Source organism: Streptomyces sp. NPDC008317 (assembly GCF_042955955.1).
Classification (GTDB): Bacteria; Actinomycetota; Actinomycetes; order Streptomycetales; family Streptomycetaceae; genus Actinacidiphila.
Genome location: NZ_JBIBFQ010000005.1, coordinates 345624 through 360016 on the forward strand (window position 1 = coordinate 345624; position 14393 = coordinate 360016).

Here is a 14393-nt window from a genome sequence, read left to right on the forward strand (position 1 = left end):
AGGTGGGTCCGTCACGCTGCGCAGGCGTTCCCCGGAGTTTGAGTAATCGTCAGGTGTCCGCAGTTCGGTCGCCGTGGAGGCGTGACAGCCGCTCTCGGTAAGCTGGCTGCGATCCATCCGGACGACGGGGTCCGGCCGTCCGGTCGAGTTGCGGGAGTAACGAGAGCAATGCGTATTGGTGTGCTGACCAGCGGCGGCGACTGCCCCGGGCTGAACGCCGTCATCCGGTCCGTGGTGCACCGCGCCGTGGTGGACCACAGTGACGAGGTCATCGGCTTCCACGACGGGTGGAAGGGCCTGCTCGAGTGCGACTACCGCAAGCTGGACCTCGATGCCGTGAGCGGCATCCTCGCGCGCGGCGGCACGATCCTCGGCTCCTCGCGGGTCCAGCCCGCCCACCTGCGCGGCGGGGTCGAACAGGCCAGGGGCCACGTGGCCGACCTGGGCCTGGACGCGATCATCCCGATCGGCGGTGAGGGCACCCTCAAGGCGGCCCGGCTGCTGTCGGACGCGGGCCTGCCCATCGTCGGTGTGCCCAAGACCATCGACAACGACATCGCGTCCACGGACGTGACCTTCGGCTTCGACACCGCCGTGATGGTGGCCACCGAGGCCCTGGACCGGCTCAAGACCACCGCCGAGTCGCACCAGCGGGTGCTGATCGTGGAGGTCATGGGGCGGCACACCGGGTGGATCGCGCTGCACTCCGGGATGGCGGCGGGCGCGCACGCGATCCTGGTGCCGGAGCGGCCGTTCGACGTGTCGGAGCTGGCACGGGTCGTCGGCCAGCGGTTCGAGGCGGGCAAGAAGTTCGCGATCGTGGTGGTCTCCGAGGGCGCCAAGCCGCGCGAGGGCACCATGGACTTCACGTCGGGCGCGACCGACATCTACGGCCACGAGCGGTTCAGCGGCGTCGCCAACCAGCTCTCGGTCGAGCTGGAGGAGCGGCTGGGCAAGGAGGCCAGGCCGGTCATCCTCGGGCACGTCCAGCGCGGCGGCACGCCCACCGCGTACGACCGCGTTCTCGCCACCCGCTTCGGCTGGCACGCCGTGGAGGCCGTCCACAAGGGCCGGTTCGGCATGATGACGGCGCTGCGCGGCACCGACATCACGCTGGTCCCGCTCGGGGAGGCCGTCGAGCACCTGAAGACGGTGCCCGCCGAGCGGTACGTCGAGGCCGAGTGCGTGCTGTGAGTGGCGTGTCCTGACGCTTCATGACGTGCTCCGACCACGTGGGTCGGCGCTCCCCGCCCCCGGCCGAATCGGCGTCCGGGGGCGGTTCTACTCTGGAGCGGGCACAAGGGTCGAATCGGAGCACGGGCCGGACCGGCAGCACGCGGCCCGGCGCGACAGGAGAGTGACGGATGGACCACGGCGGACACGGCATGCACATGGACTTGCCGCCGTTCACCCTCGGCCGGGGGCTGTCGTTCAGCGGCGGCGATCCGTTCTTCCTCATCGGCTGCCTGGTGGCGCTGGTCCTCTACGGCTGGGGTGTGCTGCGGCTGCGGCGGCGCGGCGACTCGTGGTCGCCCGGCCGTACCGTGGCGTTCGTCACAGGGGTGCTGACGGTCGCTCTGGTGATGTGCACCAAGCTCAACGACTACGGCATGGTCATGTTCAGCGTGCACATGGTGCAGCACATGGTGCTGAGCATGCTCTCGCCGATCCTGATCCTGCTGGGCGCCCCGGTGACGCTGACGCTGCGGGCGCTGCCCGCCGCCGAGCGCGGGCGCACCGGACCGCGCGAGCTGCTGGTGAGGCTGCTGCACAGCCGGTATCTGCGGATCATCACGCACCCGGCCTTCACGCTCCCGCTGTTCATCGCGAGCCTGTACGGGCTGTACTTCTCGCCGATCTTCGACACGTTGATGCACACCAAGACCGGGCACATCGCGATGATGGTGCACTTCCTGCTGGTGGGCCTGCTGTTCTTCTGGCCGATCATGGGCGTCGACCCGGGGCCGCACCGGCCCGGTTATGTGATGCGGATGCTGGAGCTGTTCGCGGGGATGCCCTTCCACGCGTTCTTCGGCATCGCGGTCATGATGGCCAGCGAGCCGATGCTGACCACCTTCGAGCACCCGCCCGCCTCGCTGGGCATCGACGCGCTCGGCGACCAGACGGCGGCGGGCGGCATCGCCTGGGCGTTCAGCGAGATCCCGTCGGTCGTCGTGCTGGTGGCGCTGCTCTTCCAGTGGTACACCTCCGAGCAGCGGCAGGCACGGCGCGGCGACCGGGCCGCGGACCGCGACGGTGACGCGGAACTCGTCGCGTACAACGCGTATTTGGCATCGTTGGAGGCGCGCGGTCGCGGCTGACGGAGGGGGGGCCCGGGATGGGCGAACAGGTACGGATCTCGGGGGCGGCGCTGGAGCTGCCCGGCGGGGTGACGGTCCGCTTCATGCGGACGCTGCGGCTGCCCGAGAAGGGCACGCACCCGCTGCCGCCCGGTCTGGGCTCCTTCCCGCTGCGCCGCGTGGGCGACTTCGCCGGGCGGACTCCGGAGCGGTGGCGCGCGCACGGCGGGGTGCTGCTGCCGGTGTATCAGCGCGAGGCGATGTGGCTCAGTTTCTCCTCGGCCGCGCCCGCCGCCCTCCAGGTCGGTGTCGGGAAGGTGTGCGCGGTGTCGGGCCGGCCGTGGAGCGACCGGCTGTCGCGCGATCCGCAGAATTACGTGGTGCTGCCCCGGCAGCCGTGGCTGGACGGCATCAACTCCGGCCCCGGCACGATCCGGCAGTTCGTGGCCGTGCCCCTGGGGCTCGGGGCGACCGTGGAGGGGCAGGTCTCCGGCGAGGAGGTCTGGGGCGGGGTGCAGCTCCAGGTGTTCGAGCTGCGCGAGGAGCCGCTGGCGCGCTGGCGCGCCGAGCAGAGCCGCAGGACGGTGACGACGAACGGGCCGTGGGGTGTGTCGGCGCAGGCGGCCGGGGGGTACGGCGGACCCGCGCTCCCGTCGATGGCCCCCGGCGCGGGTCCCGTGCCGCCGCCCGCACCGATGGCGGCCAGGTCGGCGCCCGCGATGGGGCTCGGCGCGGGCGGCCGGATGCGCCAGGAGGTGTACCGCGACGAGCGGCCCGCGCAGGACTGGCGGAAGAAGCCGTCCGGCCGGGTCTTCGTCCATCTGGCGACGGCCCCGCAGTGGCGGGAGATCACCGGCGAACCGGCGCCCGCGTCCCCGGTGGACCGGGCGGCGTACAACGCGGCGGGGCTGCCGTGGTTCGACTACTACGACGCGGACGGCGAGGATCTGGCCGCCACCGAGCCGTTGACCGGGGTTAGGCCGGTCGGTGACTGGCTGGGCGACGACGAGCAGCCGTGGGCGCCGCCGAAGCCGGAGCAGGTCGAGCACCTGGGCGACGATCCGGGCCGGGTGACCGACGGGGAGTGGTGAGCGGCCTGGCGCGCGGCGGGCCGTGAGGCGTGGTGGCGCGCGGGGTGCCCGTGGGGTCACCATGAAGGAAGGGCCGCGATACGGCTTCCGCCTCGTCGGCGGGTGCGCGCACGCGCCTGCGGAAGGGAGGCGTGCGATGCCGGGTTCCGTGAAAGCGATGGCGTTGACCACGGTGGCGTTTCTGGTCGCGGTGGTCGCCTACACCGTGGCACTGGGGTCGAACGGCTGGCTGTGGTTCGGCTGGGTGGTGCTGGGGCTGTGCACGGCGGGGGCGGCGGCGATCCGGGAGCCGCACTGAGTGTGCGGGCGCGCCGAACGAGCGGGCCGGCTGAGCGAGTCCCGGGCCGGGCGGGCGGCCGACCGGCCTGATCCGGATACGGGCGGGCTGCCGGATCTGGGCAGGCGGCCGGATACGAGCGGGCGGCCGGATCTGCGCGGGTGGCCTACTCCCCCGCCGCCGGGACCGCGTGCCGGGCGAGGCCGGAGACCAGCAGGTCGAGGCCGAATTCGAAGCGTTCGTCGCCGACGTCCCGCATCAGCTCGTCGACCATGCCGGTGATGACGGGGAACTGCCCGCTGGGCAGGCTCTTGTAGTAGTCGCGGACCTGGGCGAGGAAGTCGTCCTTGCCCGCCGTCGTGACGCCGGTGCGGAAGGCGAGGGCGGCCTCCTCGGCCGCGGCGGCGGTGACGTACAGCGCGAGCGCGTCGACCCCGTAGGCGCAGACCTGCACGGGCAGTCGCCCCGCGGCGAGGATGGCGAGCACGCCCTCGGCCGTGCGCATCGCGTTCTCACCGGTGGGGACGCCGATCTCGATCGAGAGCCGGGCCAGGTCGCCGTGCGCGGCCAGCGCCGCGCGGGCCTGCCGCATCACGTCCTTCACCTGCTCCTGCCACCGCTCGGGGTCGGGGACCGGGCAGTGGATCTCGGCCCTGACCCGGTCGAGGACCAGGGCGATCAGCTCGTCCCGCCCGGCGACGTGCGCGTAGAGGGAGGCCGCTCCCGTGCCCAGCTCCTGGGCGACCCGGCGCATGCTCATCGCGTCGATGCCCTCGGTGTCGACGATCCGCAGGGCCGCCGCGATGATCCCGTCCTGGCTGAGGACGCGGCGCGGCGCGCGCTTGCGGGTCGGTCCCCAGGGCGGGGCGGGGATCTCGGTCACGGCGGTGGAACCTCCAGGGACAGCGGCTGCGAACATCGTACTTGACGCGAACAGTGTTCGTAAGTAGAACAGTGTTCGTTCACAGCACGCCGTCCCGCCACCGCCCGGAGGAATCACCGTGACCGCATCGACCCTCACCGAGGACCCGGATCGCGCGTCGGAGCCGGACGCGGCCCCGGCCGGCGGTGCGCGGCTGCGCTGGCTCGCCCTCGCCGTGGTCCTGGCCGTGGAGGTGATGGACCTGCTGGACGCCACGATCGTCGGCGTGGCCTCGCCCTCGATCCAGGCGGACTTCGGCGGCAGCTCCACCCGTATCCAGTGGATCGCCGCCGCGTACACCCTCGCCTTCGCCGTCCTGATGATCACCGGGGCGCGGCTCGGTGACATCGTCGGCCGCCGCCGGATGTTCCTGATCGGGGTGGCGGGCTTCGCGGTCTGCTCGCTGCTGTGCGCCTGCTCGGGCTCCGCGGACATGCTGATCGGCATGCGGGCGGCGCAGGGCGCGTTCGCCGCGATGATGGTGCCGCAGGGCCTCGGCCTGATCAGGGAGGTCTTTCCGCCGGCCGAAATGGGCGCCGCCTTCGGCGTGTTCGGTCCGGTGATGGGTCTGGCGGCGGTCGCCGGTCCGGTGCTCGGCGGTTTCCTGACCGACGCCGATCTCTTCGGCACCGGCTGGCGGGCGATCTTCCTGATCAATGTGCCGATCGCGCTCGTCGCCTTCGCCGCCGCCCTGCACGTACTGCCGGAGAGCCGCGCGCCACGGCCGCCCCGGCTCGACGTGCCGGGTGTCGGCATCCTCAGCGTCGCCGTTCTGCTGCTGGTCTATCCGCTGGTGCAGGGCCGCGACCTGGGCTGGCCGCTGTGGAGTCACCTCTGCATGGCGGCGTCCGTACCGGTCCTCGTCCTCTTCGCGCGCTACCAGAAGTCGGTACGGGCCCGCGGCGGCTCGCCGCTGATCGAGCCGGGACTGTTCCGGCACCGCGGCTACACCGGCTCCCTCGCCGTCGGCCTGGTCTTCTTCGCGGCGCTGACCGGCCTGATGCTGGTGGTCACCCTCTACCTCCAGTACGGGCTCGGCTTCAGCGCCCTGCACGCGGGCGCGACGATGATCCCCTGGGCGTTCGGCTCCGCCGTCGGCGCGACGCTGTCCGGCATGTGGCTCGGCCCGCGCTACGGCCGCCGTGCCGTACAGGGCGGGCTGCTGCTCACCGCGCTGTCCGTGGGCGCGGTGGCGCTGACCGTGCGCCTGGCGGGCGACTCCGTGACGAGCTGGCAGCTCGTACCGTCCCTGCTGGTCAGCGGCGCGGGACTCGGTGTGGTGATGGCGCCGTTCTTCGACATCGCGCTGGCGGGTGTGTCCGACCAGGAGACCGGCTCCGCCTCCGGGGTGCTCAACGCGGTTCAGCAGCTCGGCGGTTCGATCGGCGTCGCCGTCCTGGGCACGGCCTTCTTCGCCCGGACCGGACACGGCATGGGCGCGGCGGCCGTGGCCACCTTGCTGATGGCGGCGGGCGGGCTCGCCGCCGCCTTCCTGGTGGCCTTCCTGATGCCGCGCGCGGCCCAACACGCCGGGCAGGGCGAGGAGTCGGGGCCGGCCGGACACTGACCGGAGAACCGTGCGTACGCCCCGGGCCGGGCAAAGGCGCGGGTCGCGGGCGTGCTCCGGGCTCGCGCGGCGGGGGCGCGGGCACTACTCTGCCGGGGCACCGAGGATCGGGGCACCGCTCTCCGGGCGCACCGGGACGGGTCAGGGGAGGCAGCCACCGTGTTCTACCGACTGCTCAAGTACGTGGTCCTCGGGCCGCTGTTGCGGCTGATGTTCCGGCCCCGGATCGAGGGGATGGAGAACATCCCCGAGAGCGGCCGGGCGATTATCGCGGGCAATCACCTGTCGTTCACCGACCATTTCGTGATGCCCGCGATCCTGCCGCGCCGCATCACCTTCCTGGCCAAGGCCGAGTACTTCACCGGTCCCGGTCTGAAGGGGCGGCTGACGGCGGCGTTCTTCCGCAGCGTCGGACAGATCCCGGTCGACCGGTCGGGCGGCAAGGCGTCGCAGGCGGCCGTCACCGCGGCGATCGAGGTCCTGGAGCGCGACGAGCTGCTGGGCATCTACCCGGAGGGCACCCGCTCGCACGACGGGCGGCTGTACCGCGGCAAGACCGGTGTCGCGCTGATGGCGCTGCGCGCCCAGGCCCCCGTGATCCCCTGCGCGGTGCTCGGCACCTTCGAACTCCAGCCGCCGGGACGGAAGTTCCCGCGGATCGGCCGGGTCACCATCCGCTTCGGCGAGCCGCTGGACTTCAGCCGCTTCTTCGGCATGGAGGAAGAGCGGTACGTGGTGCGGTCGGTGACCGACGAGATCATGTACGCGATCATGGCGATGTCCGGGCAGGAGTACGTGGACCGGTACGCGGGCGAGGTGAAGGCCGAGCAGGCGGCGCTCGCGCAGGGCGGCACCGGGGGGCGGCTGCGCCGCAAGTCGTCCTGATCCGGGGCCTGTTCCCGCCCCGCCGGGATCGCGCCGCGCCCCGCCGGGACCCCGCCACGCGCTGCCGGGGCTCCTTCTCGCGCTGCCGGGGCTCCTTCTCGCGCTGCCGGGGTTGCGCCGAGGGCGAATCCGCGCAGGGCGAACCCCTCTGTTCCGCGCGGTGCCCGCCCGCATAGCGTCCTCACCATGACGGGAACCGCGTTCGTGATCGGCGCTTCTGGACAGATCGGGCGGCAGGCCGTACGCGCCCTGGCCGCGGACGGCTGGCAGGTGACGGCCGCCTCGCGCGGCGGCGGATCGGACGAGGGGTGGCCGCCGGGCGTGCGTACGGTCCGGGTGGACCGCTCGGACAGCGCCGCGCTGGCCGCGGCGCTCGGCGACGGCTGCGACGTCCTACTGGACTGTGTGGCCTACGACGGCGCCGACGCGCGGCAGTTGCTGTCGCTGTCCGACCGGATCGGTTCCGCGGTGGTGATCTCCAGCGCGGCGGTGTACGAGGACGAGGCGGGCCGCAATTTCGACACGCAGGCCGAGCCGGACGGCTCCCCGCGCTTCCCGGTGCCGCTCCCGGAGACCTGCGCGACGGTCGCGCCGGGCCCCTCGACGTACGGCACCCGCAAGGTCGAGTTGGAGCGGACACTGCTGGAGGCGGGCGAGCGGTTGCCGTCGACGCTGCTGCGCGCCGGGGCGATCCACGGCCCGCACAGTCCGCTGCCGCGTGAGATCTACTTCGTCAAACGCGCGCTGGACGGCCGTCCGGTGCGGGTGCTGGCGTACGGGGGCAGGAGCCGGTTCCATCCGGTGCACGCGTCGAACATCGCCGAGCTGGTCCGGCTGGCGGCGGCGAAGCCGGGCTCCCGCGCGCTCAACGCGGGTGATCCGCGGGTGCCGACGGTCGCGGAGATCTCCGCAGCGGTGGACCGGGCGCTCGGTGTGACCAGCGAGACCGTGCTGGTGGACGGGCCGCCGCCGGAGCCGACCGTGGGCGACACTCCGTGGGGCATGCCGTACCCGATGGTGCTGGACATGTCGGCGGCCGAGCGCGAACTGGGCTACCGCGCGGTCACCTCGTACGAGGAGTCGCTGCCGGGGACGGTGGCCTGGCTGGCGGCGGAGCTGGACAAGGCGGACTGGCGCGAGGTGTTCCCGCTGCCCGCGCGGCTGTCGGAGCACGGCGACTGGTTCGACTACGCGGCCGAGGACCGCTGGCTGGCCGGGCGCGGGGCGTGACGCCCGGTCGGCACCGCGGCGTCAGCGGCCGTCCCGCCAGGGCCACTTGAAGCGGCGCATCACCCGGACGTGGCCGAAGACGGAGCGTCCGGTGATCCGTACGACCGGTCCGTCCACGCCGCTCTTGTCGCTGCGGCGGCCGTGCTGGGAGCGCTTGCCGAACAGCGCCGTGCCGACGTCGTAGACCTGCGCGTGGTCGGGGACGATGACCTCGACCTTGCCGAAGAAGGAGTCGGCCTGGATGACCACCTCGCGGCGGGTGAACACCGCCTGCCGCAGGTCGATCACGACGGCGCCGAAGCTGGCCCGTACGACGGTGTGCGGCGGCACCGGCCACTGGCCCGAGCGGCGGACCTTGCTGAACAGCGCCCGCACCGCCTCGTTGTCGGCGGGCGAGGCGAGCGGGGCGCCGGGCGCGGGGGCGGGCAGATCGGCGGTGAGCGGCGCCAAGTCGCCGCGGGTCCTGGCGGCGTAGGCCGCCTCCATCCGCTCGGCGTGCTCCTCGGCGGTCAGCCGGCCCGCGGCGAAGGCCTCCGCCAGCAGCGCCGCCGTACGGTCGCGCTCGTCGTCGGACGCCCGCATCCTCGGCTCGCCGGAACGCGCCTTCGGGGACAGCTCGGACACGGCACTACCTCCCAGGGAAACGGAACGCGACTCACGATATATCGCGTCTACCGCTGCCCGCAAGAAGCCGGCCGGAAGGCCGGACGAAGCCGTACGAAGTCCGGGATCAGCCCGTACGGATCGGCCCGACGGCCGCCGCGACCGCCCGAATTCACTCGCGCCGGAGCCCGTACACGCCCTACCGTCCTGGGCATGAGTGCTCGTCTGCGGAACATCGCCACGGAGAATCAGCGGATCGCGGCGGAAGGCGGGTACGACTCCCCGGCCGGACGGTACGTCCCGCTCGGCGAGGCCGTCGCGGCGGCGGCCGACGGGACCCGGATGTACGGCCCCGCGCCGGTCGCGGTCCCCGGCGAGGGAGCGTGGGGCGACGGGCCCGTGCGCTGCGAGGTGACGCCGGAGAGCAGCATGGAGGCGGCGGCCAGGCTGGTCGCGGCAGACGCCGCGGGCGGCGCGGTGGCCGTGCTCAACTTCGCCTCCGCACGCAACCCCGGCGGCGGTTACGTCAAGGGAGCGCAGGCGCAGGAGGAGGCGCTGTGCCGTTCCTCCGCGCTCTACACCTGTCTGCTGCGCGCGCCCGAGTTCTACGCCCACCACCGGGCGGACACCGATGTCTTCTACAGCGACCGCGTCATCCACTCCCCCGCCGTGCCGGTCTTCCGCGACGACAGCGGCACGCTGCTCGACGTGCCGTACACCGTCGGCTTCCTCACCTCGCCCGCGCCGAACGCCGGGGTCATCGCGCGCACGACGCCCGACCGCGTGCCCCTCGTCGGAGCGGCCCTCGACGCGCGCGCCGAGCGGGTCCTGGAGGTGGCCGCCGTACACGGCTACCGGCGGCTGGTGCTGGGCGCCTGGGGCTGCGGGGTCTTCATGAACGACCCGGCGCGGGTGGCCGCCGCCTTCGCCCGGCTGCTGACCGGCGACGGCCGCTTCGTGGGCGCCTTCGACCAGGCCGTCTTCGCGGTCCTGGACCGGCGCGCGGACTCCCCCACCCGTGCGGCCTTCGCCGCCGCCTTCAGCGACACCGCCGCGAAGCGACCGTAGCCGTACCGCGGTCGTCGTCGCCCCGTGGCGGCGCGGCCGTCACGCCGCATGCGCGGCGGGCGGCCCACCGCACCGTGAAGGTGGGTGGACCGCCCGTACGCGGTCTCGCCGTTCCTCGCGCTAAGACGCGGCGGGTACGGGTGCGGCGTGGGGTCCGCACACCACGTCGTGGGCGTCGACCGTGCCCGTCAACAGATAGCTCTCGACACGGGAGTTGATGCACGGGTTCACCAGGTTGGTGACGCCGTGCGAGCCCGCGTCCTTCTCGGTGATCAAGCGGGAGCCCGCCAGGCGGCGGTGGAGTTCGAGCGCCCCGGTGTAGGGGGTCGCCGCGTCCCTGGTGCTCTGCACGATCAGCACGGCGGGCAGCCCGTGGTGCGAGCGGACGTCCACCGGGCGCTGCTGCTTGACGCCCCAGGTGGCGCACGGCAGGTTCAGCCAGGCGTTCTCCCACGTCAGGAAGGGGTACTTGGCGTGCAGCGCGGTGTTGTCCCGGTCCCATGTGCGCCAATTCGTGGGCCACTTGGCGTCGGTGCACTCCACCGCGGTGTACACGGCGTTGCTGTTCTCGGCCGAGATGTTGCCCGCGGTGTCGGACAGGTCGGGCGCCGCCGCGTCGAGCAGCGCCTGGGTGTCACCCGCCTCGTAGCGGCTCCAGACGCCCGCGACCGTGGCCCACGTCGAGTCGTAGTAGGGCGCGTTCTGGAAGAAGCCGAGGAGTTCGTTCGGCCCGACGACGCCGCCGATCGGGTGGCTCTTGGCGCCGGCGCGCAGCGCGAGCCACTTCTGCTCGACCTTCGCGGGCGTGTCGCCGAGGTGGTAGACGGAGTCGTACGTCGCGACCCACGCCTCCCAGTCGTCCCAGCGGCCCTGGAAGGCCACGTCCTGGTCCAGGTTGTTCCGGTACCAGATCTGGCCCTGCGCCGGGTTGACGACGCTGTCCACGATCAACCGGCGCACGTGCGTCGGGAAGAGCGTCGCGTAGACCGCGCCGAGGTACGTGCCGTAGGAGACGCCCAGGTAGTTGAGCTTCTTCTCGTGCAGCGCGGCGCGGATGACGTCCAGGTCGCGGGCGGTGTTCTGCGTGGTCATCTGGGAGAGCGTCCGCGCGCCGGTGCGCTCCAGGCAGCCGTCGGCGTACTCGGCGGCGAGCTTGCGCTGCGCGAGCTTGTCGGCCTCGCTGTCCGGCACCGGGTCGGCCTTGGGGGCTTTCACGTACTCCTGCGGGTCCTCGCAGGAGATCGGGGCGGAGTGGCCGACGCCGCGCGGGTCGAAGCCCACGAAGTCGTACGCCTTCGCCGTCTTGACCCACAGCGCGGAGGAGGTGGTGACCCGGACCGGGAAGCGCAGTCCCGAACCGCCGGGACCGCCCGGGTTGTAGATCAGCGCGCCCTGCCGTTCGGCCGGGGTACCGGTGTTGCCCGCCCGGTCCACGGCCAGCTTGACGGTCGCACCGAACGGCTTGCCGTAGTCGACGGGCACGGTCACATAGCCGCAGGTGATCGGCGACGGAATGTTCCAACTCGCCGGGCAGGCAGCCCAGTCGATGCCCTTGCGGGCGGCGTTCGCGGCGGCGATCACCACGCCGACGGACTCGGGTACGGTGACGGACCGCGCCGATCTCGACGGCTGGTCGTGCGACTGTGCGGTGGCCGCCGGGGCGGCTGCGATGGCGCCCGCGATCAGGGCGCCGGTGGAGACGAGCACGATCGTGCGTCTCAAGGCGGAAACTCCCCTCCTGGTCCGTGGCTTGTGGCCACGGTGGTCACAGATGCTGCGGAGCGAATCCTTTCCCCTGTGAGTCGCCTGTGAACAGGCCAGGCGGGTGATTCTTCATCAAAGTGTGATTCTGCGGACGAGTTGGGCGTGAGGTGGCTGCCGCCGCACGGGTGACGGCCGTTTCCCCGGGCCTGCGCTGGTCGCGCTCCGGGCGCCGCGCTGGGGCCTGTCCGGCGGATCATGGGCAGTCCAGGCGGCGCCTGGTGCTCCCCCGGGCGGAAGGCGCCGGGATGCCCTCATAGCGTGGCTATGCGGGTATTCCGGCAACGCGGCGGGCGGGCGTGCCAGGCACCGAAGGGGCCGTTCGTGATCCGCCGGACAGGCCCTAGTCGGCCGGGGCGCTCGCGGCCCGGACGGCCGCCAGACCGGCGTCCAGCAGACGGCGCAAGCGCAGGCCGTCCGCGGCCACCGCGGTGATCAACGCGGCGGGGCCCGCGAGCGGGGTGACAGCCCCCCGGCCTTCGGCGGGGTCGGCGGGCAGCGTGCGGGCGACGGCCGGGAGGTCGGCGAAGCCGGGTTCGATCAGCAGGAGTTGGCCGACTGCCCGGTAGCGGCCGAGGACGGCCGGTCCGTCCCAGCCGGTGGGGGCGCCGGGGCCGAAGCGGAGTTCCTGGTCCAGGAGCGGGCGGCCGTCGAGGTGGGCGGTCAGCCGGGTGCTGAGGCGGCCGGGGGGTTCCGCGTGGCGGCCGAGGATCTGTTCGTCCCGCAGCAGGAGGCGCGCGCCGGGGGCGAGGTCCACGCGGGTGGTCATCCGCAGGTCGCTGCGGTGGGCGGCGATCACCGGCTCGGGCAGCCAGCGCAGCGCGCCACCGGCCCGTACGGTCAGCCGCACGTCGTACGTCGCCCGCCCGCCGTCCCGCCCCGGCAGGGACACCGTGGCCGCGGCGGACCCCACCGCGAGCCGCGCGCCCTGCCCCACCTCCGCCTCGATCCGCAGCCGGTCGCCGCCGAGCGGCGCGCTCATCGCGCCGACCACCATCACCCCGGCCCCTTCGCCGTCGGCGCCGCCGACGATCCGGCTGCGCCGCAGCGCCAGCGGTCCGTCACCGGCCAGCACGGGCAGCGCCGTACCGCCGTGCCCGTCGGGGGCGGCGACGATCCGCGCCGTGGCGACGACGCCGTGCGCGGTGTCGCGGACCGCCACGTCGTTCACGCCGTCGTCGCGGGGACGGCGGCCCAGGCGGCGAGGCGGTCGCCCACCCAGGCGGCGACCGGGGCGACGCCGTCGGGGGCGGCGACGGAGGTGAGGACGACGGGCAGGTCGCCGCGCTGGGCGGCGGCGTCGCGGGACATGCGGGTGAGGTCGGCGCCGACGTAGGGGGCGAGGTCGGTCTTGTTGATCACGAGGAGGTCGGCGGTGGTGACGCCGGGGCCGCCCTTGCGGGGGATGTCGTCGCCGCCCGCCACGTCGATGACGAAGATCTGCGCGTCCACCAGTCCCTTGGAGAAGGTGGCGGTCAGATTGTCGCCGCCGGACTCGACGAGGATGAGGTCGAGCGGGCCGACCGCGTCCTCCAGGTCCTCGACGGCTTCGAGATTCGCGGAGATGTCGTCCCGGATCGCGGTGTGCGGGCACGCGCCGGTCTCCACGGCGGCGATCCGTTCGGCAGGCAGCACCGCGTTGCGCAGCAGGAATTCGGCGTCCTCGCGCGTGTAGATGTCATTGGTGACCACGGCGATCGACAGGTCGTCGCGCAGTCTGCGGCACAGCGCCGCGACGGTCGCGGTCTTGCCGGACCCGACCGGGCCGCCGAGCCCGATCCGCAGCGCGCGCCGCCTTCCGTCGGCGCGGACGGCGGGCGAGGAGTGCGCGTACCGCTCGGGGAAGGTCTCGGGGTGGTCGAGATGCATGGTCAACTCCGTTGGTGCGGACGGCGTTCGGAACCGGGCGGCGGATGAGGCTGCGGATCGGGAGGCGGATCAGGCTGCGGATCGGGAGGCGGATCGGGAGGCGGGTCAGGAGGCGAAGAGGCGTACGGGCCAGGCGGCGTGGTCCTGCGCGGCAAGGTCGAGCAGCGGCGCGGACGCGGCGGGCAGCACGTCCGGGCCTTCGGCGAGGGCGCGTTCGGCGGCGAGCGCCGCCGCGGCGGCCGCCTCGTCGACGCACGGTGCCAGCCGGGCGAGTACGGCCGCGGCGTGGAAGGGGTCGAGGCTCAGCAGCCGTACGGCGGCGGTCGCGGGCCCGCTGACGGACTCGTAGGCGGCGACGTGTGCCGCGTCCTGCGGGAGCAGGCCGGCGGCGCGGGCGGTGACGCCGAGGACGACGGGCTGGTGGGCGCCGCGCGGGCGGGCGGCGGCGAGCTGGTCGAGCGCGGGTGCGGGCCAGGCGGCGCGGGCGGCGCGCAGGAGCTGGCGGCCGAGCTTGCGGGAGGTGGTGCGCAGGGCGGGCGAGGGGGTGCGGGCGTCGGCCGCCGCGTCGAGGACGAGCGGGTCGAGGCCGAAGGTCGCCGCCGCGGCCAGTGCGGCGGCGACCAGTCCAGTGGTGTGCAGACGGCCCCGGCAGAAATCCGCCAGGGTCGCCGCGTCCCGCACCCGGCCGTCCGCGACCGCGGCCTCCGCGCCGCCGGAGTGCGCGTGGCCGCCGGCCGGGAAGCGGCCGTCGGCGAGCAGCAGCAGGGCGGCGCGCGCGGCGGGTGTCGTGGTCGTAGGGGGCGGTGTCGTCGGGGTCATG

General features: G+C 73.5%; 14 protein-coding genes. 8 read left to right on the forward strand and 6 right to left on the reverse strand.

Annotation, left to right across the window (positions count from 1 at the left end; all coding sequences use genetic code 11):
* Positions 1-168: 168 nt before the first annotated feature.
* From ACFY9V_RS18695 to ACFY9V_RS18710, 4 genes are all read left to right on the forward strand, one after another.
* Positions 169-1194, forward strand: a complete 1026-nt coding sequence (locus ACFY9V_RS18695) for a 6-phosphofructokinase (RefSeq protein ID WP_188282470.1) — start codon at positions 169-171, stop codon at positions 1192-1194.
* Positions 1195-1364: 170 nt separating this feature from the next.
* Positions 1365-2321: a cytochrome c oxidase assembly protein gene (locus ACFY9V_RS18700; RefSeq protein WP_391161968.1), complete on the forward strand. Its 957-nt coding sequence runs from the start codon at positions 1365-1367 to the stop codon at positions 2319-2321.
* A gap of 17 nt (positions 2322-2338) precedes the next feature.
* Positions 2339-3391 (forward strand): hypothetical protein, encoded by a 1053-nt coding sequence (locus tag ACFY9V_RS18705; RefSeq protein WP_391161969.1) that lies wholly within the window; start codon positions 2339-2341, stop codon positions 3389-3391.
* Positions 3392-3527: 136 nt separating this feature from the next.
* Positions 3528-3689 (forward strand): hypothetical protein, encoded by a 162-nt coding sequence (locus tag ACFY9V_RS18710; protein ID WP_355341139.1) that lies wholly within the window; start codon positions 3528-3530, stop codon positions 3687-3689.
* Between the two features lie 145 nt (positions 3690-3834).
* Here the strand turns inward: ACFY9V_RS18710 and ACFY9V_RS18715 are convergent, their stop codons facing one another.
* The gene (locus ACFY9V_RS18715; RefSeq protein WP_391045120.1) at positions 3835-4551 is read right to left on the reverse strand and encodes a TetR/AcrR family transcriptional regulator C-terminal domain-containing protein; all 717 of its coding nucleotides are present in this window, start codon (positions 4549-4551) and stop codon (positions 3835-3837) included.
* 118 nt (positions 4552-4669) lie between these two features.
* Between ACFY9V_RS18715 and ACFY9V_RS18720 the strand changes: the two genes are divergently transcribed.
* The 3 genes from ACFY9V_RS18720 (at position 4670) to ACFY9V_RS18730 (ending at position 8272) form a co-directional block, all read left to right on the forward strand.
* On the forward strand, positions 4670-6157 hold the full coding sequence (locus ACFY9V_RS18720) for a DHA2 family efflux MFS transporter permease subunit (RefSeq protein ID WP_391161971.1): 1488 nt from the start codon (positions 4670-4672) through the stop codon (positions 6155-6157).
* 159 nt (positions 6158-6316) lie between these two features.
* A complete protein-coding gene (locus tag ACFY9V_RS18725) occupies positions 6317-7042 on the forward strand; it encodes a 1-acyl-sn-glycerol-3-phosphate acyltransferase (RefSeq protein ID WP_391161972.1) in 726 nt (241 codons plus the stop codon).
* Between the two features lie 186 nt (positions 7043-7228).
* Entirely contained in the window at positions 7229-8272 is a 1044-nt protein-coding gene (locus ACFY9V_RS18730; protein WP_391161974.1) for an NAD-dependent epimerase/dehydratase family protein, read from the forward strand.
* A gap of 21 nt (positions 8273-8293) precedes the next feature.
* Here ACFY9V_RS18730 and ACFY9V_RS18735 read toward each other — a convergent pair whose 3' ends face one another.
* Entirely contained in the window at positions 8294-8896 is a 603-nt protein-coding gene (locus ACFY9V_RS18735) for a DUF1707 domain-containing protein (protein WP_355341153.1), read from the reverse strand.
* A 192-nt stretch (positions 8897-9088) separates the two neighbouring features.
* On the opposite strand from ACFY9V_RS18735, the gene ACFY9V_RS18740 reads away from it, so the two are divergent.
* Complete coding sequence (locus tag ACFY9V_RS18740) at positions 9089-9943, forward strand: TIGR02452 family protein (RefSeq protein WP_391161975.1); 855 nt, start codon at positions 9089-9091, stop codon at positions 9941-9943.
* Positions 9944-10063: 120 nt separating this feature from the next.
* On the opposite strand, the gene ACFY9V_RS18745 is transcribed toward ACFY9V_RS18740, so the two are convergent.
* The 4 genes from ACFY9V_RS18745 to ACFY9V_RS18760 form a co-directional block, all read right to left on the reverse strand.
* Complete coding sequence (locus tag ACFY9V_RS18745; protein WP_391161976.1) at positions 10064-11665, reverse strand: alpha/beta fold hydrolase; 1602 nt, start codon at positions 11663-11665, stop codon at positions 10064-10066.
* Positions 11666-12047: 382 nt separating this feature from the next.
* The gene (locus ACFY9V_RS18750; protein WP_391161977.1) at positions 12048-12875 is read right to left on the reverse strand and encodes an urease accessory protein UreD; all 828 of its coding nucleotides are present in this window, start codon (positions 12873-12875) and stop codon (positions 12048-12050) included.
* Entirely contained in the window at positions 12872-13573 is a 702-nt protein-coding gene (ureG, locus tag ACFY9V_RS18755; protein WP_188282479.1) for an urease accessory protein UreG, read from the reverse strand. The genes ACFY9V_RS18750 and ureG overlap by 4 nt, the downstream gene beginning before the upstream one ends.
* A gap of 105 nt (positions 13574-13678) precedes the next feature.
* Complete coding sequence (locus ACFY9V_RS18760) at positions 13679-14392, reverse strand: urease accessory UreF family protein (RefSeq protein ID WP_355341168.1); 714 nt, start codon at positions 14390-14392, stop codon at positions 13679-13681.
* Position 14393: the final 1 nt, after the last annotated feature.

Excerpts from the sequence above, each read along its gene's own strand:
- ACFY9V_RS18695 (WP_188282470.1), top strand. The coding sequence starts at position 169 with ATGCGTATTGGTGTGCTGACCAGCGGCGGCGACTGCCCCGGGCTGAAC.
- ACFY9V_RS18710 (WP_355341139.1), top strand. The coding sequence starts at position 3,528 with ATGCCGGGTTCCGTGAAAGCGATGGCGTTGACCACGGTGGCGTTTCTG.
- ureG (WP_188282479.1), bottom strand. The coding sequence starts at position 13,573 with ATGCATCTCGACCACCCCGAGACCTTCCCCGAGCGGTACGCGCACTCC.
- ACFY9V_RS18760 (WP_355341168.1), bottom strand. The coding sequence starts at position 14,392 with ATGACCCCGACGACACCGCCCCCTACGACCACGACACCCGCCGCGCGC.
- ACFY9V_RS18740 (WP_391161975.1), top strand. The coding sequence starts at position 9,089 with ATGAGTGCTCGTCTGCGGAACATCGCCACGGAGAATCAGCGGATCGCG.
- ACFY9V_RS18730 (WP_391161974.1), top strand. The coding sequence starts at position 7,229 with ATGACGGGAACCGCGTTCGTGATCGGCGCTTCTGGACAGATCGGGCGG.
- ACFY9V_RS18705 (WP_391161969.1), top strand. The coding sequence starts at position 2,339 with ATGGGCGAACAGGTACGGATCTCGGGGGCGGCGCTGGAGCTGCCCGGC.
- ACFY9V_RS18700 (WP_391161968.1), top strand. The coding sequence starts at position 1,365 with ATGGACCACGGCGGACACGGCATGCACATGGACTTGCCGCCGTTCACC.